At 71.0% G+C, this 19861-nt stretch carries 19 protein-coding genes and 1 pseudogene; 10 read left to right on the top strand and 10 right to left on the bottom strand.

The features are described 5' to 3' along the window. Positions 1-19 precede the first annotated feature (19 nt). Together ABZT06_RS24125 and ABZT06_RS24120 are read left to right on the top strand one after the other, a co-directional pair. Positions 20-745, top strand: a complete 726-nt coding sequence (locus ABZT06_RS24125; protein WP_355744391.1) for a class I SAM-dependent methyltransferase — start codon at positions 20-22, stop codon at positions 743-745. Positions 746-811: 66 nt separating this feature from the next. Next, positions 812-1103 (top strand): annotated as a pseudogene (locus ABZT06_RS24120) (carboxymuconolactone decarboxylase family protein); the annotation flags it as partial. Positions 1104-1391: 288 nt separating this feature from the next. Here the strand turns inward: ABZT06_RS24120 and ABZT06_RS24115 are convergent. From ABZT06_RS24115 to ABZT06_RS24100, 4 genes are all read right to left on the bottom strand, one after another. After that, a complete protein-coding gene (locus tag ABZT06_RS24115) occupies positions 1392-3143 on the bottom strand; it encodes an ankyrin repeat domain-containing protein (RefSeq protein ID WP_355744388.1) in 1752 nt (583 codons plus the stop codon). A gap of 122 nt (positions 3144-3265) precedes the next feature. Further along, positions 3266-4006 carry a VOC family protein gene (locus ABZT06_RS24110; RefSeq protein WP_355744385.1) on the bottom strand — a complete coding sequence of 247 codons (741 nt, stop codon included), beginning with the start codon at positions 4004-4006 and terminating at the stop codon, positions 3266-3268. Between the two features lie 50 nt (positions 4007-4056). After that, positions 4057-4593 carry an NUDIX domain-containing protein gene (locus ABZT06_RS24105; RefSeq protein WP_355744382.1) on the bottom strand — a complete coding sequence of 179 codons (537 nt, stop codon included), beginning with the start codon at positions 4591-4593 and terminating at the stop codon, positions 4057-4059. A 137-nt stretch (positions 4594-4730) separates the two neighbouring features. Continuing rightward, positions 4731-5297: a TetR/AcrR family transcriptional regulator gene (locus ABZT06_RS24100; protein WP_355744379.1), complete on the bottom strand. Its 567-nt coding sequence runs from the start codon at positions 5295-5297 to the stop codon at positions 4731-4733. A 145-nt stretch (positions 5298-5442) separates the two neighbouring features. Here ABZT06_RS24100 and ABZT06_RS24095 point away from each other — a divergent pair, with 145 nt between their 5' ends. The 4 genes from ABZT06_RS24095 (at position 5443) to ABZT06_RS24080 (ending at position 8877) form a co-directional block, all read left to right on the top strand. Next, positions 5443-6897, top strand: a complete 1455-nt coding sequence (locus tag ABZT06_RS24095) for an MFS transporter (protein ID WP_355744376.1) — start codon at positions 5443-5445, stop codon at positions 6895-6897. A 145-nt stretch (positions 6898-7042) separates the two neighbouring features. Then, complete coding sequence (locus ABZT06_RS24090; protein WP_355744373.1) at positions 7043-7618, top strand: helix-turn-helix transcriptional regulator; 576 nt, start codon at positions 7043-7045, stop codon at positions 7616-7618. A 92-nt stretch (positions 7619-7710) separates the two neighbouring features. Then, entirely contained in the window at positions 7711-8394 is a 684-nt protein-coding gene (locus tag ABZT06_RS24085; protein WP_355744371.1) for a hypothetical protein, read from the top strand. Between the two features lie 144 nt (positions 8395-8538). Further along, the gene (locus ABZT06_RS24080) at positions 8539-8877 is read left to right on the top strand and encodes a DUF2516 family protein (protein ID WP_082319565.1); all 339 of its coding nucleotides are present in this window, start codon (positions 8539-8541) and stop codon (positions 8875-8877) included. Positions 8878-9031: 154 nt separating this feature from the next. Here ABZT06_RS24080 and ABZT06_RS24075 read toward each other — a convergent pair whose 3' ends face one another. The 3 genes from ABZT06_RS24075 to ABZT06_RS24065 all read right to left on the bottom strand — a co-directional run bounded on the left by ABZT06_RS24075 (position 9032) and on the right by ABZT06_RS24065 (position 13593). After that, positions 9032-10330, bottom strand: a complete 1299-nt coding sequence (locus ABZT06_RS24075) for a SpoIIE family protein phosphatase (protein WP_355744368.1) — start codon at positions 10328-10330, stop codon at positions 9032-9034. Between the two features lie 274 nt (positions 10331-10604). Then, positions 10605-11684 carry an NlpC/P60 family protein gene (locus ABZT06_RS24070; RefSeq protein ID WP_355744365.1) on the bottom strand — a complete coding sequence of 360 codons (1080 nt, stop codon included), beginning with the start codon at positions 11682-11684 and terminating at the stop codon, positions 10605-10607. Positions 11685-12762: 1078 nt separating this feature from the next. Beyond that, positions 12763-13593: a class I SAM-dependent methyltransferase gene (locus tag ABZT06_RS24065; RefSeq protein WP_355744362.1), complete on the bottom strand. Its 831-nt coding sequence runs from the start codon at positions 13591-13593 to the stop codon at positions 12763-12765. A gap of 276 nt (positions 13594-13869) precedes the next feature. Here ABZT06_RS24065 and mshA point away from each other — a divergent pair, with 276 nt between their 5' ends. Beyond that, positions 13870-15207, top strand: a complete 1338-nt coding sequence (gene mshA / locus ABZT06_RS24060) for a D-inositol-3-phosphate glycosyltransferase (protein WP_355744359.1) — start codon at positions 13870-13872, stop codon at positions 15205-15207. After that, on the top strand, positions 15200-15700 hold the full coding sequence (locus tag ABZT06_RS24055) for a YbjN domain-containing protein (RefSeq protein WP_355744356.1): 501 nt from the start codon (positions 15200-15202) through the stop codon (positions 15698-15700). Before mshA ends, ABZT06_RS24055 begins: the two co-directional genes overlap by 8 nt. 15 nt (positions 15701-15715) lie before the next feature. Here ABZT06_RS24055 and ABZT06_RS24050 read toward each other — a convergent pair whose 3' ends face one another. Both ABZT06_RS24050 and ABZT06_RS24045 read right to left on the bottom strand, forming a co-directional pair. Continuing rightward, the gene (locus ABZT06_RS24050; protein ID WP_355744353.1) at positions 15716-16201 is read right to left on the bottom strand and encodes a hypothetical protein; all 486 of its coding nucleotides are present in this window, start codon (positions 16199-16201) and stop codon (positions 15716-15718) included. Positions 16202-16211: 10 nt separating this feature from the next. After that, a complete protein-coding gene (locus tag ABZT06_RS24045; RefSeq protein WP_355744350.1) occupies positions 16212-17048 on the bottom strand; it encodes an AraC family transcriptional regulator in 837 nt (278 codons plus the stop codon). 49 nt (positions 17049-17097) lie between these two features. Between ABZT06_RS24045 and ABZT06_RS24040 the strand changes: the two genes are divergently transcribed. Continuing rightward, positions 17098-17523: a DUF2000 domain-containing protein gene (locus ABZT06_RS24040; protein WP_355744347.1), complete on the top strand. Its 426-nt coding sequence runs from the start codon at positions 17098-17100 to the stop codon at positions 17521-17523. Between the two features lie 25 nt (positions 17524-17548). On the opposite strand, the gene ABZT06_RS24035 is transcribed toward ABZT06_RS24040, so the two are convergent. Beyond that, positions 17549-18835: an MFS transporter gene (locus ABZT06_RS24035; RefSeq protein ID WP_355744345.1), complete on the bottom strand. Its 1287-nt coding sequence runs from the start codon at positions 18833-18835 to the stop codon at positions 17549-17551. Between the two features lie 152 nt (positions 18836-18987). On the opposite strand from ABZT06_RS24035, the gene ABZT06_RS24030 reads away from it, so the two are divergent. Then, a complete protein-coding gene (locus ABZT06_RS24030; protein WP_355744342.1) occupies positions 18988-19749 on the top strand; it encodes a phosphoglyceromutase in 762 nt (253 codons plus the stop codon). Positions 19750-19861: the final 112 nt, after the last annotated feature.

Here is a 19861-nt window from a genome sequence, read left to right as displayed (position 1 = left end):
TCCCTCTACGGTCGCCCGCATGGCTGACGAAGGCTTCACCCATCCGCGGCTGGCCGCGATCTACGACGTGCTCGATCCCGATCGCAGCGACCTCGACGCGTATGTCCGCATGGTGGAGGAGTTCGGGGCCCGTCAGGTGCTGGATGTCGGCTGCGGGACAGGGGTGTTCGCGCTGCTGCTCGCCGGTCGGGGCGTCGAGGTCGTCGGGGTGGATCCCGCCCTGGCCTCGCTCGACGTGGCCCGGGGGAAGCCGGGGAGCGAACGGGTGCGTTGGATCCATGGGGACGCGTCCGAACTGCCTCCCGTGCAGGTCGACTTGGTGACCATGACGGCCAACGTCGCCCAGCAGATCGTAGAGGCGGATGCCTGGCGGGACACGCTGCGGGGTGCCTGTGCGGCGCTACGGCCCGGTGGGCGACTGGTCTTCGAGACGCGGGACCCGGTGCGGCGGGCCTGGGAGGAGTGGAACCGGGAGGCGTCGTACGCCGCGACGGAGGTGCCCGGGGTCGGAGTGGTGGAGAGCTGGGTCGAAGTGACCCGCGTGGACGGCCAGTTGGCGACCTTCCGGTGGACCTATGTGTTCGCCTCGGACGGGCAGACGCTGACCTCGGACTCGACGTTGCGCTTCCGGGAGCGGGAGGAGGTCGAGGCGGAACTGGGCAGGCGGGGGTTCGTGGTGGAGGACGTCCGGGACGCGCCGGACAGGCCGGGCAAGGAGCTGGTCTTCGTGGCGCGGCGCCCCTAGGGATGTCACCTGCGCGAGCCCGCCGGTGCCTTCACGCCGAACGGGCGATCGTCCTGGGACGACACCATGGCGCTACGCGTACCGAAGGCGGTACCCCCACCGACGTCACGGAAAGCGTGATCACGGAGTTCGGTGTCGTGCCGGAGCCGGTCGAGGTGAGAGGGACTCAAGACGTTCGCTCACATGGCGGCCGCGGCCCGGGTCGGCTGCAGGTGTTCGCTCCGCTGGAGCGGGACGTGCTGGAGTACGCCGAGGTCATGACCGGCCCCCCGCCGACGAGCTCTCGGCGCGACTGCTCGACCGGCTCGGTCCGGCGGCGCTGGTCGAGCTCACCGTGGTCATCGCCGTCGCCGACCTGGGGGACTGGTGGCTGCCGCGCTCGTCCTGGTCCATGGGGTCGACGTGGTGGCGAAGCTGCTCGCGGGCCAGCCGGGTGGTGACGGCTTCGAGGCGACGGTGTGGCTCAAGGGCGCGCCCGCGGGACGGCTCGACTTCGACGGCGAAGCGGCCGCGGTGAGCCTCGCGGTGGACGGGCGGATCACTCGGATCCACGTGCTGGATGAGGCGGTCTGCCTGGTCCCTCAGGCGAGGTGGGCCATGTGGGTCGGCCAGGCAGGAACCGTCGAGCTCTCGGTAGGTCTCGTGGTCAGCGCTGGAGTCGTGTCGGCAGGGCCACCCAGCGGCGGGGGGCGCGGACGTCGACCGCGTCCCGCCCGTCGCCGATCCGCAGACCGGCCGCGGCGCAGCAGTAGGCGAGGATGTCGGCGCCGTAGGGGAACGCGTGCGCGCGCTGCCAGAAGCGGAAGGTCCAGTAGGCCGCCGGGTCCGAGTCGTGCGGCCCGATGCCGATCTCCTCGGACGCGACGACCTCGCCGTCGCGGGCCAGGGCGCCGAACGTGCCGCCCTTCGGGTTGAAGTACACCCCGTAGGCGGTGGTGCCCGGCGATATCGCCCGCAGCACGGCGTCATCGCTCGGCATGTATCCCTCCTGGGTGATCACACAGCCGCCGGGGGTGCCGTCGACGCCTGTGACGCCCACATAGTGCAGGGACTCGTCGTAGTCGTCCGCGTCGAAGGGCGCGTGGTCCAGGTCGGTCCTCGGGCAGTGCGCGGGATCGGCACCGAGGCGCCGTATCAACTCGTCCTCACCGAGGCCCTGTACGAAGCAGACGCCGAGCCCTTCGGTCCACATCGGCTGGGTGCCGAAGGCCGCGATGAGCGCGTCCGCGGCCTGCTGGGCGGCGACCTCCTCGGACGGCAACTGCACTGCCCCCGGCAGACGTTGGACCAGCGGGGCGAGTGGAGTGGTCAGCAGCAGCCGACCCGGCGACCAGGGTTCCGCCTGCGGTGTCCACACGTCCGCCCCGGCGTCGATCAGTGCGCGCACGGTGGCCTCGTCCATGCTGTGGACGGCGTACCAGAGCGGAGTGTGTCCCTCGTCGTCGCGTACGTCGACGTCCGCGACGTGAGGCAGGAGCGCGGCCACCGCTTCCGCCGAGCCCTGTTCCGCCGTGAGGTGCAGCGGGGTGGTGCCAAGCCAACCGACGCGGGCGTCGGGCGGGGCGCCTCCCGCCAACCGGGCTCCGACCAGGGCCGCGTCGCCCCATTCGCCGTATCCCATGCGCTGCCAGTCGGCCCGCGGTACGTAGCGCTGGCGGGCCTCCTCCGCACGGCGTAGTTCCTCGCGCTGACTTCGGGTGAGGGGTGGTGCCAGAAGCGCCGGCGGTCCGCTGACCTCCATGGTCGCGAACGACGCCGGTGGCGCCTCCTCCGGTGGCTCGAGTCCGGGCCAGATCTCGAACGCCCGGCGTGCGGCGGCACGCAGCGCGTCCGCGTCCACTGTGGTCCGGGTCTCGGGCACGCCCTCGTCCGGCCACTCGACCACCAACTGCGCCTCCCCGGGCGGGGGGAGCTCCGGCAGATACAGGTCGACGTCCGTCTTGAACAGGGATCTGTGGGAGTGGTGCAGGCCCGGATCCAACGGGATCAGCCCGACCGCCTGCTGGGTCGCCGCCTCCCGCACCTCACCCTGCGGTCCTGTGATCGGGATTCCCCGCGTCACCGTGCCGTCCAGCGAGGTCACCCGCCGGCCGTCGGAGAACAGCAGTCCCACCCGCAGCCCGGACTGCCGCCGCCGGCCCCCGCCCTCTCTGCGGACCTTGCGGAACACAGCCAGGTGCAACGTGACCGACCCCGACCACACGGACCACCCCGTCACCAGGACCCGCGCCTCCGCCCCCGCACCGACCACTTCCAGCTGCGGCAAGAGCGCGGGCGCGAACCGGTCGACGGGCGGCGCATACCGTCCCTCGTCCTCTCCCGGCGGCGATAACCGCAGCAGCACGGCCTGCTCGACGGCCGGTTCCTCAGCAAGCACCAGATCGTCAAAGAACCCCATGCGCCGAGCGTCGCACACGCCACTGACAACGCCCGGCGCCCCGGGATCAGCCGCTTGATGCGGAGCCGGTCGGTCCGCGGGGGGCGGCTGCTCGCGGGCCCGACCCGGCCCCATGCTTCACGTCAGGTCAGGGCGAGAACGCAGAACTCGTGGCCCTCCGGGTCGCAAAGACACGTCCACGGAACGTCACCCTGACCGAGGTCGAGGTCGGTGGCGCCCAGGGCACGCAGCCGGGCCACCTCCGCGGCCTTGTCGTCACCGGGGTACGGCAGCAGGTCGAGATGGACGCGGTCCGGCACGGTCTTCACGCCGGGAGTACGGAGGAACTCGAGATAGGGCCCGGTCCCCGCGGCGGAACGCAACACCGCCTGGTCGTCGGTCACTTCGTGCACGGTCCAGTCCATCGCCTCGCCCCAGAACCGGGCCATGGCCCGCGGATCCACGCAGTCCACCACCACGGCGGCGATCGGCCCGGTGTCCCGGTAGACCTCCCGGGGCTCCAGCACGCAGAACTCGTTGCCCTCGGGGTCGGCGAGGACCGTCCACGGCACGTCGCCCTGACCGACGTCGGCGGGCGTCGCTCCCAGCGCCTTGAGCCGCGCGACCAGCTCCGCCTGATGGGCGGTGGACGTGGTGGCGATGTCGAGATGCAGACGGTTCTTCGTCGCCGTCTTGGCTTCCGGGACGGGAACGACGTCGATCCCGAGGGCGACCGGGTCCGGCCACACGAGGCCGCCCGCGGGGCCGACGTAGGTGGTCACACCGGGACGGTAAGCACTCCAGCCGAGCGCCTCCGCCCAGAACCGTCCGACCGCCGACGCGTCAACAGCCTTGATGTTCACCTGAACCGGTCGCAGCGCCATGGCGACGATCCTATGCACCGCCCCGAAAACGGCTCCGTGTCCAAGCCACGTCAGGACTGCGCGGTCCGGAACGCGAGATACCGACTGAAGGCTTCGTGGCTGTCGGGGGTGAAGCGCCACTCCGACAGGGCCGAGCCGAGCTCCGGCTCGGTCAACCAGTCGTGCCAGGCGACCTCATCGGGACTGGGGACCACGGCGTCCGGCACCACGGCTTCGTGCACGCCGAGCCAGTGAGGGCTCAAACCGCTGCGGTTGATGAAGGTGAACAGCAGGCGCGGCAGCACCCGGATGCCCAGCTCTTCGTCCAGCTCCCGCGCGGCGGCCTGTTCATAGGACTCACCGGCGGCCGCGGCGCCACCGACCACGACCTCATGGAGCCCGGGGAAGCGCGACACCTGTTCCGACCGCCGGTGCACGAGGATCCGGTCACGGTCATCACGACACAGCGTCACGGCGACCCGATGCAGCCAGCCCTCCCGGACGGCCTGCCGACGGCTGACCACCCCCAGCACGCGATCCTGACCGTCGACACGTTCCACCCATTCATCCACGACGCACACCTTGGCAGAGCCCACCGACAACGCCATGTCCCGAGCTGGCGGGCGCCCGCCGGGAAGCACCTCACGGAGCCAAGCACCTCACGAAGCCAAGCACCTCACAGAGCCCTGGCAGGGCGTCCGAGGGTCGGCGCCTTCGTGCTCTGATCCCGTGGACCAGGTCGAGGTCACAGCAGTCGGTCGACCAGCCCGTCGACGTAGTCCGGGGTGAGCGGGCCCACGCCGAGCAGGACGCGGACATACATCGGGGCCAGGATGTGGTCCAGCACGCCGAACGCGTCGGGTGCGTGCTCGCCGCGTTCGCGGGCGCGGTCGAGCATGGACTGCAGTTGCCGGGTGCGTTCGGCGAGGAGGTCGTCACCTGCCTGCCGGCCCTGCTGACCGCTGCTCGACAGGGCGACGGCCAGGCGCAGCAGCGCCAAGCCGTCGGGTCCGGTGATCTCGCGGGCCACTTGGGCCGCGTAAGTGCGCAGGTCACCGGCCAGGCTCCCGGTGTCGGGCATCGGCGACCGTTCATTGAGGCGGGTGAGCGCCACGTCGGTGAGCAGGTTTTCCAGGCTGCCCCACCGGCGGTAGATGCTGCTGTCGGCCACGCCCGAGCGGGCCGCGACGTCGCCGACGGAGAACTTGCCGTAGCCGCGCTCGCTGATCAAGTCGGTGACGGCCTGGTGCACCGCCGCGCCGACGCGGGCGCCGCGCCCGCCGGGTCGCCGGGCTCGCTGTCGCTCCTCCATGCATTCACCTTAACGCAGTTGGGGCTTGCGTTTGCGGGAGAGTCTCCTTACAGTCACCTAACGCAGTCATTGACTGCGTTAGGGCGCCCAGGGGCTGACCGCGTCGGCCGTGGAGAGGCGCAACCACCGAGGGAGAGGAATCCGCATGGCTGCATCGCCTGCGGCCTTAGGCAGTCGACCGAACCGGGCTGTGCTGCTCACGGTGACCTGCCTGGGTCAATTCATGGTGCTGCTCGACAACACGATTGTCGGAGCAGCGCTGCCCGATATGCAGCACCGGCTGCACACTCAGCTGACCGGTCTGCAGTGGATCGTCGACGCGTACGTGCTGCTGGTCGCCATGCTGCTGCTGTCCGGCGGTATCTTCGCCGACCGGTTCGGCCGCAAGCGGGTGTACCTGACCGGCGTGACGGTGTTCACCGCCGCATCGCTGCTGTGCAGCCTCGCGCCCACGGTCGGCTGGTTGATCGCCGGCCGGATGCTGCAGGGCATCGGGGCCGCGGCGCTGAGCCCCGCCTCGCTGGCCCTGCTCGCCGCCGCGTATCCCGTGCCGCAAGAACGAATGAAGGCGATCGGGCTGTGGGCCGGATTCAGCGGAATCGGTCTGGCCGCAGGCCCCGTGGCCGGCGGCGTGCTGACGGATGCCTTCGGCTGGCCCGCCATCTTCCTGGTCAATCTGCCCATCGGCGTGGTCCTCCTGCTGGTCGGACTGCGCAGCCTTGAAGAGGCCCGCAATCCGAGCGCCCCCGCGATCGACATCCCGGGGACGGTGCTGTCCGCTCTGGGGGTGGGGGCGCTGACCTACGGGCTGATCGAGGGTGGCGCCCGCGGCTGGACGTCCCCGGTGATCCTGGGCAGCTTCACCGCCGCGGTGATCCTCCTCGCCGCCTTCGTCGCTGTCGAGGCGCGTCGTGCCGCTCCGATGCTGCCGCTGTGGCTGTTCCGGCAGCGGCTGTTCACCGTGTCGAACACCGCCATGGTCGTGGTGGGGTTCGCGCTCATGGGCTCGTCGTTCTTCTTCTCCCAGTTCTTCGTGTACGTCCAGGGCAGCTCGATCCTGCGCGCCGGCCTGCAGACCCTTCCCACCTCACTCGCCATGGTGATCGTCAGCCCGTTCGCGGGCCGGCTCGCCGCCCGGTACGGCTTCCGAGTCGTGGTGACCATCGGCCTGGCCCTGGCCGGAGGAGGGCTGCTTGCGCTGGGCATGGTGCACGCCGATACCGGTTACGGGAACGTGTGGTGGCGGCTGGGAGTCGTCGGCATCGGCTTCGCCCTGACCATGTCCCCGCTGACGGGAGCCGCCATCCAGGCAGTCAGCCCGCAGGAAGGCGGCCTCGCATCAGGCATCAGCAGCACCACTCGGCAGATCGGCGCGGTGCTCGGCGTGGCGGTACTCGGAGCCGTCGTCCGCACCCGGCAATCCGGCGGCGCCTCCTTCGAGACCGGTCTCGACAGCGCCTTCCTCGCTGCCGGCACCGTCACTTTGGCCACCGCCGTGCTCACCGGGCTGTGGCTGGCGAGGTCCGGGCCGGCGGAAGGCTCGGCGGTGCCGCACCGTTCCACCGATCCAGATGCGGTCACCACCTCGAACAGCCGTTGACGGCGACACCGACCTTGGCGGGGAGACGTCCCGCCGGATGATCCGCACCCGACAGGCAGGAGACCGCTCCGCCGTCCGAGTGGCGTGGCGCACTATTGCAAGCGGCTGCTTGCAATAGTTAGCGCGGGTGGTGCACAGTGGACGCATGGCATCGCTCAACGTCGGCAATCTCGGTGACTATCTGCGTGAGCAGCGGCGCACTGCGCAGCTGTCGCTCAGGCAGCTCGCCGATGCCGCCGGGGTGTCCAATCCGTATCTGAGCCAGATCGAGCGCGGGCTGCGCAAGCCGAGCGCGGAGGTGTTGCAGCAGGTCGCCAAGGCCCTGCGGATCTCCGCCGAGACGCTGTACGTGCGGGCCGGCATCCTCGACGCCGAGCGGGACCGGGACGACGTGGAGACGCGTGCGGTCATCCTCGCCGATCCCACGCTCAACGAGCGGCAGAAGCAGGTGCTGCTCCAGATCTACGAGTCCTTCCGCAAGGAGAACGGCTTCGAGATCGCCCCGCCGGACGCGGCTCCCGCGCCGGGCGACGGGCAGAGCGACCGCCCGGACGACCGTACGGGCGACAGTACGGCGGACGCCCCGGAGGACCTTCGGGACGGCGACGTCCCGGACGGCACCGCGATACGGGCGGCCCGCCGGCCCCGCAAACCCCGCACCACCCGCAAGCCCCCCAAGACCGACGGCAGCGACGCCGACCCGCAGCAGACGGCCAGTTGAGCCCGACACGGCTCAACCCGGCCCGGCACACGCCGAACCGCGCCGCGGGACCCAAAACCCTCATCTGAACGCGACCCGGGAGGACCATCACCATGGCCATCACCGACGACATCCGCAAGGCCGTCAAGGACCCGACCCCGCTCTACTTCCTCGCCGGCGCCGGTGACCTGGCCTTCCAGGAGGCCAAGAAGGTTCCCGGGCTGGTGGAGCAGCTGCGCGCCGAGGCGCCGGCCCGTATCGAGGCCGTACGCGGCACCGACCCCAAGGCGGTCCAGGAGAAGGCCCAGGCCCGTGCCAAGGAGGCCGGCGCCAAGGTCAAGGAGACGCAGGAGACCCTGCAGTCCAAGGTCGGCGAGTTCATCACCAGTCTCGACGGTGACCTGAAGAAGCTCGGCACCACGATCGACGCGGACCTGAAGAAGCTCGGCGAGTCCGCCCAAGACCTCGCCCTGCGCAGCGTCGGCGTCGCCGCCGAGTACGCCGTCAAGGCCCGCGAGACCTACGAGAAGGTCGCCGAGCACGGCGAGCAGGCCGTCAGGACCTGGCGTGGCGAGGCCGCCGAGGAGATCGAGGAACTGGCCATCGTCGTCGAGCCGAGCGCCGAGTCGGCCGAGGTCAAGGACCAGGCGCCCGTGACCCCGGTTGCGACCCCGGCCGCGAAGCCGGTCACGCCCGCCGCGGCGGCCCCGGCGACGAAGACGGCGACCGCCAGCACCGCCAAGAAGACCACGCCGCGCAAGACCACCACGGCGAAGAAGACCCCGCCCGCCAAGTAAGGCACCGCGGGACAGTTCACGGCGACGGGCCGGGCACTTACCGAGTGCCCGGCCCGTTGTGCGGGTAGCGACCTTGCGGGAACGGGTACGGTGACCGCGTAATCGCGAATTGACGAGCCGAGTCGGGTGGTGGACGTTGTGCTGATGCAGGGGTTCGCAGGCTTCATGTGGCTGCTGAGCATGGCCCTGATCGTTTTCAGCGGCTTCGCGCTCTTCGACGCGGCCATCCGCCGTGAGGACGCCTACCGCGCGGCCGACAAGAAGACCAAGCCCTTCTGGCTGATCATCCTCGGGCTCGCCTTCGTGGTGAACCTGATCTTCAACATCCTGTCGTTCCTGCCGATCATCGGTCTCGTCGCGACGATCGTCTACATGGTCGACGTACGCCCGGCGATCCGAGCCCTCCCGGGTGGCGGCCGCAGCGGCCGGGGCAGGGGTTCGAGCAGTGACGGCCCTTACGGCCCGTACAACGGGGGCCGCTAGAAGCGCGTCCCTCAGGGGCAGGAGTGCGGGGCCGTAGCGAGGTGCGGCTCCGCCGCGTGGGCGTGGGCGCCGTCGCCCGGGCCGCTACCACCTCCGTGGGCGGCCGACTCCGGCAGGCACCTCGGCATCCACTTCCGCGAGCCCCGCTCGACCGTCACGCCTCCCGGTCGAGGAGCAGTACCGCCACGTCGTCCGCCAACTCGCCGCCGTTGAGCGACCGCACCTCGTTCACCGCCGCCCGCAGCAGTGCCTCCCCCCGCAGCCCCTCGGACAGCTGGCGACGGATCATCGACACCATGCCGTCCTGTCCCAGCCGCTCCCCGCCGTCCCCGACACGGCCCTCGATCAGCCCGTCGGTGTAGAGCATCAGACTCCACTCGGCTCCCAGCTCCACCTGCATCCGAGGCCAGCGAGCCCCCGGCAGCAGACCCAGCGCGGGCCCGTTGTTGTCGTACGGCAGCAGTCGCGCGGGCCGCCCCGGCCGGGCCACCAGCGGTGACGGATGCCCGGCGAGACACAGCCCCGCCCGCCGTCCGTCCGGCGCGATGTCCACCGTGCACAGCGTCGCGAAGATCTCGTCGTCGGAGCGCTCGTGCTCCAGCACCTCCTGCAGCGTGCCGAGCAGCTCGTCCCCGCAGAGCCCCGCCAGGGTCAGCGCACGCCAGGCGATCCGCAGCTCCACGCCGAGCGCCGCCTCGTCGGGGCCGTGCCCGCAGACGTCACCGATCATCGCGTGCACGGTTCCGTCGGGGGTGCGTACGACGTCGTAGAAGTCACCGCCGAGCAGCGCGCGCGAGCGGCCCGGCCGGTACCGCGCGGCGAACCGCAGCGACGACCCCTCCAGCAGCGGTGTGGGCAGCAGCCCGCGCTCCAGACGCCGGTTCTCCTGCGCCCGTACCCGTCCCTCGGCGAGTCTGCGCTCCGCCGTGTCGGAACGTTTCCGCTCGACCGCGTACCGGATCGCCCGGCTCAGCAGCCGGCTGTCCAGCTCGTCCCGGAAAAGATAGTCCTGGGCACCCACCCGCACAGCCTCCGCACCGCGCTCGGCGTCGCCGGACGCGGTGAGGGCGAGGACGGCGTGCCGGGGCGCGAGCTCCAGGACATGACGGAGTACGGCGAGCTCGTCGTCGTCATCCAGGCGGCCGGACGCGGGCAGCGCGAGGTCGAGCAGGATGCAGTGCACGTCGTCCGTGAGCAGCCGCTCCGCCTCGGTGAGGTTGCGGGCGGTGCGGACGCGGATCGGCTTGCCGGCCGAGTCGAGGAGTTCGGGCACGACCGTGGACCCGCCGGGATCGTCCTCGATCACCAGCAGGCTCAGTTGGGTGGCGGCGTTGTTGTCGACCGTGGCTTCCTTGCGCGGGGCTTCCTTGGAGGGGTCGTCCTGGGGTACGGCCGGCGCCTGACCACTTTCCACGGCCGGGATCGCTCGCTGCCGCGGTATGGGTACGGGCATGGTCTCGGATTCCTTCCCTCCCCCCGAGGGCATGGTGGAGCGAGGGGTCTCGATCCACCGACGGGGACCATAGCGGGTGCCGGGCCGGGAAAGGAATGGCGTAAGACACGCTGCTTGGCCGGTAGCCGCTGTCATATGCCGCGTTATCCACCGCAGTTGGACAGGTGGCGGGTGTCGCGGGGATGACGAACGTCACGTTCCCGGCAGGTTTGCGGAGGCGTCAGGCGTGCCCCGCATCACATGCCCCAGGTCTCACTCGGTCGCCCGGCGACGCTCACGCGTCGGGCCGCACGACTCCGAGTATCGGCATCGAACCCGCCCCGGCGATCGTCACCGTCCGTCCGGGACGCGGCGCGTGCACGATCGCGCCGTCGCCGAGGTACATCGCCACATGGCTGGCGTCGTCGAAGTAGATGATGAGGTCGCCGGGCCGCATGTCCTTGACGTCGACGTGCTCGAGCTGCTTCCACTGCTCCTGCGAGGTGCGCGGAATGGGCTTGCCGGCGCTCGCCCAGGCCTGTGAGGTCAGTCCGGAGCAGTCGTACGAGTCCGGGCCCTCGGCGCCCCATTCGTACGGTTTGCCGATCTGGGACGTCGCATAGGCGACGGCGGTCTTCCCGGCCGCGCTCGCCCTGCCGCCGATCTCGTCGAGGACGCCGGAGTCCAGCCAGGCGGTCTGCGCCTGGTGGGCGGCCTGTTCCTCCAGTTCGGCGAGGCGCTTCTTCTCCTTCTCCTCCAGCTGGGACTCGAGCTTCTCGGCCGCCGCGATCTGCTGCTCGACCCTCTTCTTGGCGGTCGCCTTCGCCTTGCGGTTCGCCTCCAGCTTGGTCCACTGGGCGGAGGCGTCTTCGGCGTACTGCTTCAAGTCCTGCTGGGTTTGGGTCAGTTCCGCGATGAGCGACCTGGTGGCGCGCTGGCCCTGGAGGATGCGGCCGGTGCCGTCCAGGAACTCCTGCGGATCGTCGCTCAGCACCAGCTGGGCCCCGTCCGGCAGGCCGTTGGTGCGGTACTGGGCGGCGGCCGCGGCGCCCGCGCGGGCCTTCAGCTTCTTCAGCTTCTCCTGGCCCTTGACGATCTTCTGGGCCAGCGCGACGATCTGCGCCGACTGCCGCTCGGCCTTCTCCTCGGCGGCGTTGTAGGCGTCGGTGGCGACGGCCGCGTCGTGGTAGAGCGCGTCGAGCTGTTTGCGTACGGCTTCGATGTCCTTGTTGGTCACGGCGGTCGGCGAAGCCGTGGGGGTGGGGGTGGGGGTCGGACTCGGGGCGGCGAAGGCGGTGCCCGGTGCTGCCAGCACGGCCACCGCGCCGATCACGGTCACGGCCGTAGCGATCAGACCGCGCTTGCCCGTCCCCATACCCTTGCCCCCAAAGCTGATTTACCGTCAGTAACTTACGGCGCTCGGGGGATCGTGCCACGTCATGGCCGAAAGCGACAGAGGCAGGCCTTCCTGGCGCATCTCTTCGCGTCCTGGCACTTCCCGGTGCATCCCCCTCTCCCCGCCCCCCGAAGACGATCTCCCCGCCTTTGTGACGTACGACTCACAGAGATCGTTCCCGACGGGTGCCCCCGGAGCGGTTTCAGCCGTACGGCGGGCCGGTGTTGACGTGACCGGGGCGGGGCGGGGCGGTGATGTGAGCAGCGTTCTGTGCGGCGCGTGGGTGTTGGTGTGCGCAGCCGACGGGTGGTGATGGGGTGGCCCCGCCGCCGGGTGCACCGGCGTTCGTGCGTGCGGCATGCCGAGCGGTGCGCGGGTGTTCGTGTGAGCTGCGTTCTGCGCGGAACGGAGGTGTTGGAGCGAGTGGCACCCTGCGGGGTGCATCGGCGTTCGTGTTGGCGGTACTTCGAGCGGTGCGTGGGTGTTGGTGCGAGCGGCGCTCTGCGCGGCCGGCGCCGGTGGTGACGTGGGCGGGACCCTGCCGGGTGCACCGGAGTTGACGCGAGCGGCGTGCCGAGCGGCGCGCCGGACTTCACGGGGCCGCCGCCCCTCCCGGTGGAGACGAAGGAGGCACCGTCCGAGCCGGAGGGCAGACAGACGTCGCCGTCCCCGTGTCCACGCGACCGCACCCCCCGTGCAGCCCCGCAGTTCACATGACGCAAACCCCCTGCGGTGCCCCGGACTTCACGCGCCCGCCACCCCCTGCGGTGTCCCGGACTTCACGCGACCGAAACCCCCCGCGGTGCCCCGGACTTCATGTGCCCGCCACCCCCTGCGGTGTCCCGGACTTCACGCGACCGAAACCCCCCGCGGTGCCCCGGACTTCACGTGATGCACGCCCCCTGCGGTGCCGCGGACTTCATGTGCCCGCCACCCCCTGCGGTGCCGCGGACTTCACGCAACCGAACCCTCCGCGGTGCCGCGGACTTCACGCGACCGAACTCCCCGCGGTGCCCCGGACTTCACGCGCCCGCCACCCCCTGCGGTGTCCCGGACTTCACGCGACCGAAACCCCCCGCGGCGCCAACGCCCCCCACCCCACCGTCACTTCCCCCTGCCGCCACCGTGAAGGCCCGTCCATCACCGGCCAGTCGGTCGTCAGGTGCCGCGCGGTGCGGATCCACCGCTGTCGGGCGCCGTACGAGGCGTAGGGCGCGGCGGCCGCCCAGGCGCGGTCGAAGTCGCGGAGGAAGGAGTGCACCGGCTCGCCCGGTACGTTGCGGTGGATCAGTGCCTTCGGCAGTCGTTCGGCGAGGTCGGAGGGGCGATCCAGCGAGCCCAACCGGGTCGCGAAGGTGACCGTCCGCGGCCCCTCCGGACCGAGTGCGACCCACACATGCCGGCGTCCGATCTCGTCGCAAGTGCCCTCGACGAGCAGCCCGCCGCGCGACCCCCGCGCCGGGTCGGCCGGAGCCAGCCGGGCACACAGCCGCTCCCATACGCCGGCCACCTCGCCCTCGTCGTACTGGCGCAGCACATTGGCCGCCCGGATCAGCAGCGGTCGTCGGGGGAGCGGGATCTCGAACCCGCCGTGCCGGAAGACGAGCCCCTCGCGTTCGTACGGCTTCGCGGCCGCCACCCGGGCCGGTTCGATCTCGACGCCGACCACGCGCGTGCGGGGCGCGTTCTCGCGGAGCCGGGCGAGCAGTTCCACGGCGGTCCAGGGCGCGGCACCGTACCCGAGGTCGACGGCAACCGGGTCGGCGGCGCGGCGCAGCTCGGTGCCGTGCGTCGCCGCGATCCAGCGGTCCATGCGGCGCAACCGGTTGGGGTTGGTCGTCCCGCGCGTGACCGTGCCCACAGGGCGGGACGCGGCGCGGGATGTCATGCCTAAGAGGGTATGCGGCGGGGACCCGGCTCACCGCGGGCGAGCCGTCCCCCGCACCATCGCGCCGCCCCCGCATCGCACGGCCCTCACCACACCGCACCCTCACCCCACCCGGCACGGCTGACGCACCCACTCGTCGAACGGTTGAGCGACCCCCGGTAATACCTCGGCAAAAACCACCCCGCCCGGAATGGGAATGCCACCCTCCGGTGTTGCCTCCCTCGGAGGGGCTCCACGCCCTCCGTCCGGCATGCCCGCTGCAAGGAGGAACGCCACGTGAGCCAGTACGTCAGCAGGCTCCAGCGTCGCTCCCAGGCCGCACCGCACCGGTTGCGCCTGCACCGCCGCCCCCGCCGCGTCGCCATGCTCTCCGTGCACACCTCACCGCTCCACCAGCCCGGCACCGGCGACGCGGGCGGCATGAACGTCTACATCGTGGAGCTCGCGCAGCGCCTCGCCGCGATCAACATCGAGGTCGAGATCTTCACGCGCGCCACGACGGGCGGCCTCCCGCCCACCGTCGAGATGGCCCCCGGCGTCCTGGTCCGCCACATCGACGCGGGCCCCTACGAGGGCCTCAACAAAGAAGACCTCCCCGCCCAGCTGTGCGCCTTCACGCACGGCGTGATGCAGGCCTGGGCCGGTCACCGCCCCGGCTACTACGACCTGGTCCACTCGCACTACTGGCTCTCCGGCCACGTCGGCTGGCTCGCCGCCCAGCGCTGGGGCACCCCCCTCGTGCACGCCATGCACACCATGGCCAAGGTCAAGAACGCCAACCTCGCCGACGGCGACACCCCCGAGCCCGCCGCCCGCGTCATCGGCGAGACCCAGATCGTCGCCGCCGCCGACCGCCTCATCGCGAACACCGCCGAGGAGCGCGAGGAACTCGTGCACCACTACGCCGCCGACCCCGCCAAGGTCGCCGTCGTCCACCCCGGTGTGAACCTCGAGCGCTTCCGCCCGGCGGACGGCCGTGCGGCGGCCCGAGCCCGTCTTGGTCTGCCCCAGGACGCCCTGATCCCCCTCTTCGCGGGCCGCATCCAGCCCCTGAAGGCCCCGGACATCCTCCTGCGGGCCGTGGCGGTCCTGCTCGACCAGCGCCCCGACCTGCGCTCCCGCATCCTCGTCCCGGTCGTCGGCGGCCTCAGCGGCAGCGGCCTGGCCAAACCCGAGGGCCTGCAGAAACTGGCGTCCCGCCTCGGTATCGCGGATGTCGTACGGTTCCACCCGCCCGTCGGCCAGGAGCAGCTCGCCGACTGGTTCCGGGCCGCGTCCGTGCTGGTCATGCCCTCCTACAGCGAGTCCTTCGGTCTGGTCGCCATAGAGGCCCAGGCGGCCGGCACCCCGGTGCTCGCGGCGGCGGTCGGCGGGCTGCCGGTGGCCGTGGCCGACGAACGGACCGGGTTCCTCGTACGCGGACATGATCCGGCCGCCTACGCGCGCGTGCTGCGCGACTTCGCTGACAACCCGGCCCTCACGCCCAGCATGGGCGAGGCGGCCGCCCGGCACGCCCAGTCCTTCGGCTGGGACACCGCGGCGGCGGCGACGGCGGACGTGTACGTGGCCGCGGCGCAGTCGTACCGGCGTCACGTACGCTCGCTCCATGGCTGAGGCAGAGAAGGCAGCGCAGGTCATCGAGGGTGTCCTCAAGGACGCCGAGGTCGAGTGGGAGAGCCCCGCACCCGGCAACTACGTCGTCCAGCTCCCCGGCACCCGCAAGCTGAAGACGACCGTCTCGCTCCTCGTCGGCCGCCACTCCCTCTCCCTGAACGCCTTCGTCATCCGCCACCCCGACGAGAACGAACCCGGCGTCCACCGCTGGCTCCTGGAGCGCAACCTCAAGCTGTACGGCGTGAGTTACGCCGTCGACCGGCTCGGTGACATCTACGTCGCCGGCAAGCTCCCCCTCGCCGCGGTCACCGCCGACGAGGTCGACCGCCTCCTCGGCCAGGTCCTGGAGGCGGCCGACGGCAGCTTCAACACCCTGCTGGAGCTGGGTTTCGCCACCGCGATCCGCAAGGAGTACGAGTGGCGGGTGGCCCGGGGCGAGTCGACGCGCAACCTGGACGCGTTCGCGCACCTGACCGAGCGCTCGCAGGACTGAAGCAGCGCCCGCGGCCTACGACCCGCTGGGCGGCAGGGAGTCGGTCGGCTGCGGGTCGTCGGTCGGCTCGTGGCTCTCGCCGGGATCCCCGGGCGTGCCAGGCTTGTCCAGCTGATCCGCCATGGCCCGTAGCGCGTCGGCCAGTTCCTTCTTGGTCGGCAGCTCGTCGACCTTCCTGTCGAGCTCGGCGATACGCCGGTTGAGCTCCTCCAGCTCGCTCGGTGCGGAGGGTTGCGCGGTGGGCTCCTCGGTGGGTTCGTCCGGGGAGGTGGGGCTCAGGCTGGGGTCGATGCCCCCGGTGGTGCCGCCGTCGCCGCCACCGCTGCCGCCGACCGTGCCTTCGTCCGGCGGGACGCTGGCCGACACGCTCGGCTCGGCGCCGGGCTCGTCGTCCGAGCTCGCGGCGATGGCGCCACCCACGCTGAGGGCGACCAGGGCGGCCGCACCCGCGACGGCCACGGAGAGACGTCTGAACGGTAAGGAGTTCTGTCTGTCATCCATGCCGGGGACGCTAACCCGCGCCGATCACCGGACGGATGCCTTCCGTCGATCTCCCGACGCCGGTGCGATAGCGCCCCGGCGTCACTCCCACCAGCCGCTTGAAGTGCCGGGTGAGATGGGCCTGGTCGTGGAAACCGGTGAGCGCGGCGACCTCGGCGGGACCGCGCCCGGCGAGCAGCAGACGCCGGGCCCGGTCGACACGGCGGGAGGTGAGGTACTGGTGCGGCGCGATGCCGTAGGCGGCACTGAACGCCCGGACGAGATGCGCCGGATGAGCCTGTACGACCCCTGCCGCCTCCTCCAGCGACAGCCCCTCCACGACCCGCGCGTCGAGGAGCTCGCGCAGCCGGCGGGCGAGGACGGGGTCGCGGCGCGCGGGCCCGTCGTACAGCGGCGGCCGCAGGAGGGTCCTGAGCCGGTCGCCGATGAGCGTCAGCCTGCTCTCCGCCTCGAACTCCTCGCCGGGCCTGGTCAGCGCCGTGTGCAACTGCCCCACCCGCTGCCGCAGTACGGGATCACGCAGATCGGGACCGTCGACGGCGGGCCCGATGAGCTCGTGGCCGAGGTGGGTGTGGTCGAGGTAGAGAACCCGCTTGCGGAAGCCGCCGGGTGTGGCGGGCGAGCCGTTGTGCGGGACGTGCGGCGGCAGCAGCGACACGGTGTCGTCCGGCGTGCCGTGCTCATGCCGGTCGAGGTCGTACCGTACGGCCCCGTCGTCCACGATGAGCAGCGTCCACGCCTCGTGGACGTGCATCGGATACGCGTACTCCGTGAAGTGGGCGTGGAAGACCTCGGTGACGCCCGGGACGGTGGGACGCCACGCGGTGACGTTCTCCCGGGTGGCCATGCAAAGAACGTACAAGACGAGGTCGTACGACGCCCGGCAGTCTCATTCCATGAGTACTGAACCCATCCGCTTCGACACCAAGATCGCCGTCCTGCTGCGTGAGGACCTGGAGACCTGGCAGCGCCTGAACGTCACCGCGTTCCTCGTCAGCGGTCTGAGCACCCAGGCCCCCGAGGTGCTCGGCGAACCGTACGAGGACGCCGACGGTGTGCCCTACCTGCCGATGTTCCGGCAGCCCGTGCTGGTCTTCGAGGGCACGAAGGAGACGCTGACGGCGGCCCACGCGCGCGTGCTGTCCCGTTCGCTGCCGCGCGCGCTCTTCACGAGCGACCTCTTCGCGACGGGCAACGACCGGGACAACCGCGCGGCGGTACGGGCGGTGTCGACGGGGGACCTGGACCTGGTGGGACTCGCGGTCCACGGGCCGCGCAACGCGGTGGACAAGGTGCTCAAGGGCGCGCGGATGCATCCCTGACGGGACGGGCGGTCGACTCGACGGGTCAGGCGGGGCTGACCTCGGTGGCGGCGGACTTCTCGAACTTCTCCGACTCCTCGGACTTCTCGGTTACGGCGGTCTCGGCGGCCGTCGCCGCGGACAGGTGCCGCATCAGTGCCGCGTACCCCACCGCCGCCACCGTTCCGACGACCGCACACAGCCCCCACAGCCATTCCGCCCCGAACCGGTCGATGACGAAACCGGACATCAGGGGCGCCACGAGGGCGGCGACCGACCAGGACAGCGTGTACATGCCCTGGTAGCGGCCGCGGCCGTGGGCGGGGGAGAGGCGGACGACGAGCCCGGTCTGGGTGGGCGCGTTGATCATCTCGCCCAGGGTCCACACGCACACGGTGAGGGCGAAGAGGCCGACGGACCCGGCGAAGGCGGTGAGTCCGAAGCCGTATCCCGCGAGCAGGGACGAGACGACGAGGAGCCGTTGGGGATCCCGGTCCTGGATGAAACGGGTCACCGGGATCTGCAGCGCGACGATCAGGACGCCGTTGAGGGCGATGGCCAGTCCGTAGTCGGCGGGCGTGAACCCCGCCTCGCCCATCGCGACGGGCAGCCCGATCGACCCCTGCTGGAAGATGACGGCGACCAGGAAGGACAGCCCCACGACGCTCATGAACCGCCCGTCGCGCAGGACGGTGCCGAGGCGGACGTCGTCGGTCGTGGCGGTGGCCTTCTCCGTCCCGGGCCGGGACTCGGGCAGCTTGAGGAAGACGACGACCGCGCAGACGGCGGTCATCCCGGCCTCGATCAGGAAGCCCGCGAGATAGCTGTACTCGGCGATGAACCCGGCGCCCATGGAGGAGACGGCGAAACCGAGGTTGATGGCCCAGTAGTTGAGTGAGAAGGCCCGGATCCGGTCCTCGGGCCGCACGATGTCGGCCATCATCGCCTGCACGGCCGGCCGGGAGGCGTTGGAGGCCATGCCGACCAGGAAGGCGACGGCGGCGATGGCGACGGGGTGGTGCATGAACCCGAGCAGCGCCACGGAGGCGGCGGTGGCGGACTGCGCGACGAGGAGGGTGGGCCGCCGCCCGAGCCGGTCGGTCATCACCCCCGCCCCGATCGACGAGACCACTCCGCCCAGCCCGTGCAGCGAGGCGACGAGACCGGCGTAGGAGGCGGAGTAGCCGCGGTCGAGGGTGAGATAGAGGGCCATGAAGGTGGCCACGAAGGCACCCAGGCGGTTGACGAGGGTGCTGGTCCACAGCCACCAGAACTCGCGGGGGAGCCCGGAGACGGTTTCGCGGGTGGCGCGTCTCAGGGTGGCGAGTGGCATGGCAGGTCCCCCGTTTGTGTAAGTGGCTCGGACGGCGAGCACAACTTACGAACCCGAGGTGGCCGGGGGCCACTCAATTAACAGATCCCGTCAACCGTCCGTCTGTCGAGCGGGCACCACCCGGACCGAAGGCGTGGATTACGCTCATACGCATGGCCGACGCACCGTACAAGCTGATCCTCCTCCGCCACGGCGAGAGCGAATGGAACGCGAAGAACCTGTTCACCGGCTGGGTGGACGTCAACCTCAACGAGAAGGGCGAGAAGGAGGCAGTCCGCGGCGGCGAACTCCTGAAGGACGCCGACCTCCTCCCCGACGTGGTCCACACGTCCCTCCAGAAGCGCGCGATCCGCACCGCCCAGCTCGCGCTGGAGTCCGCGGACCGCCACTGGATCCCGGTCCACCGCAGCTGGCGCCTGAACGAGCGCCACTACGGCGCCCTCCAGGGCAAGGACAAGGCCCAGACCCTCGCGGAGTTCGGCGAGGAGCAGTTCATGCTGTGGCGCCGCTCCTACGACACCCCGCCGCCCCCGCTCGAGGACGGCACGGAGTTCTCCCAGTCGGACGACCCGCGCTACGCCACGATCCCCCCGGAGCTCCGCCCCCGCACGGAGTGCCTGAAGGACGTCGTCGTCCGCATGCTCCCGTACTGGTACGACGGCATCGTCCCGGACCTCCTCGCCGGCCGCACGGTCCTGGTCGCGGCCCACGGCAACAGCCTCCGCGCCCTGGTCAAGCACCTGGACGGCGTCTCCGACACCGACATCGCGGGCCTGAACATCCCGACGGGCATCCCCCTGTACTACGAACTCGACGCGTCCTTCAAGCCGGTGACCCCGGGCGGCAAGTACCTGGACCCCGAGGCGGCCGCGGCGGCCATCGAGGCGGTCAAGAACCAGGGCAAGAAGAAGTAGGTCTGATGATCATGCCTCCCATCTGCGCATACGGTGCGGATGGGAGGCATTTTCATGTGCTGGGACCTCACGTTCCCATTGTGGGTTAGCCCCGCTACGACGACGGAAGGAT

The organism is Streptomyces sp. NPDC005483 (assembly GCF_040606035.1).
Lineage (GTDB): Bacteria > Actinomycetota > Actinomycetes > Streptomycetales > Streptomycetaceae > Streptomyces.
This window is presented reverse-complemented; position numbering and strand designations above follow the sequence as displayed.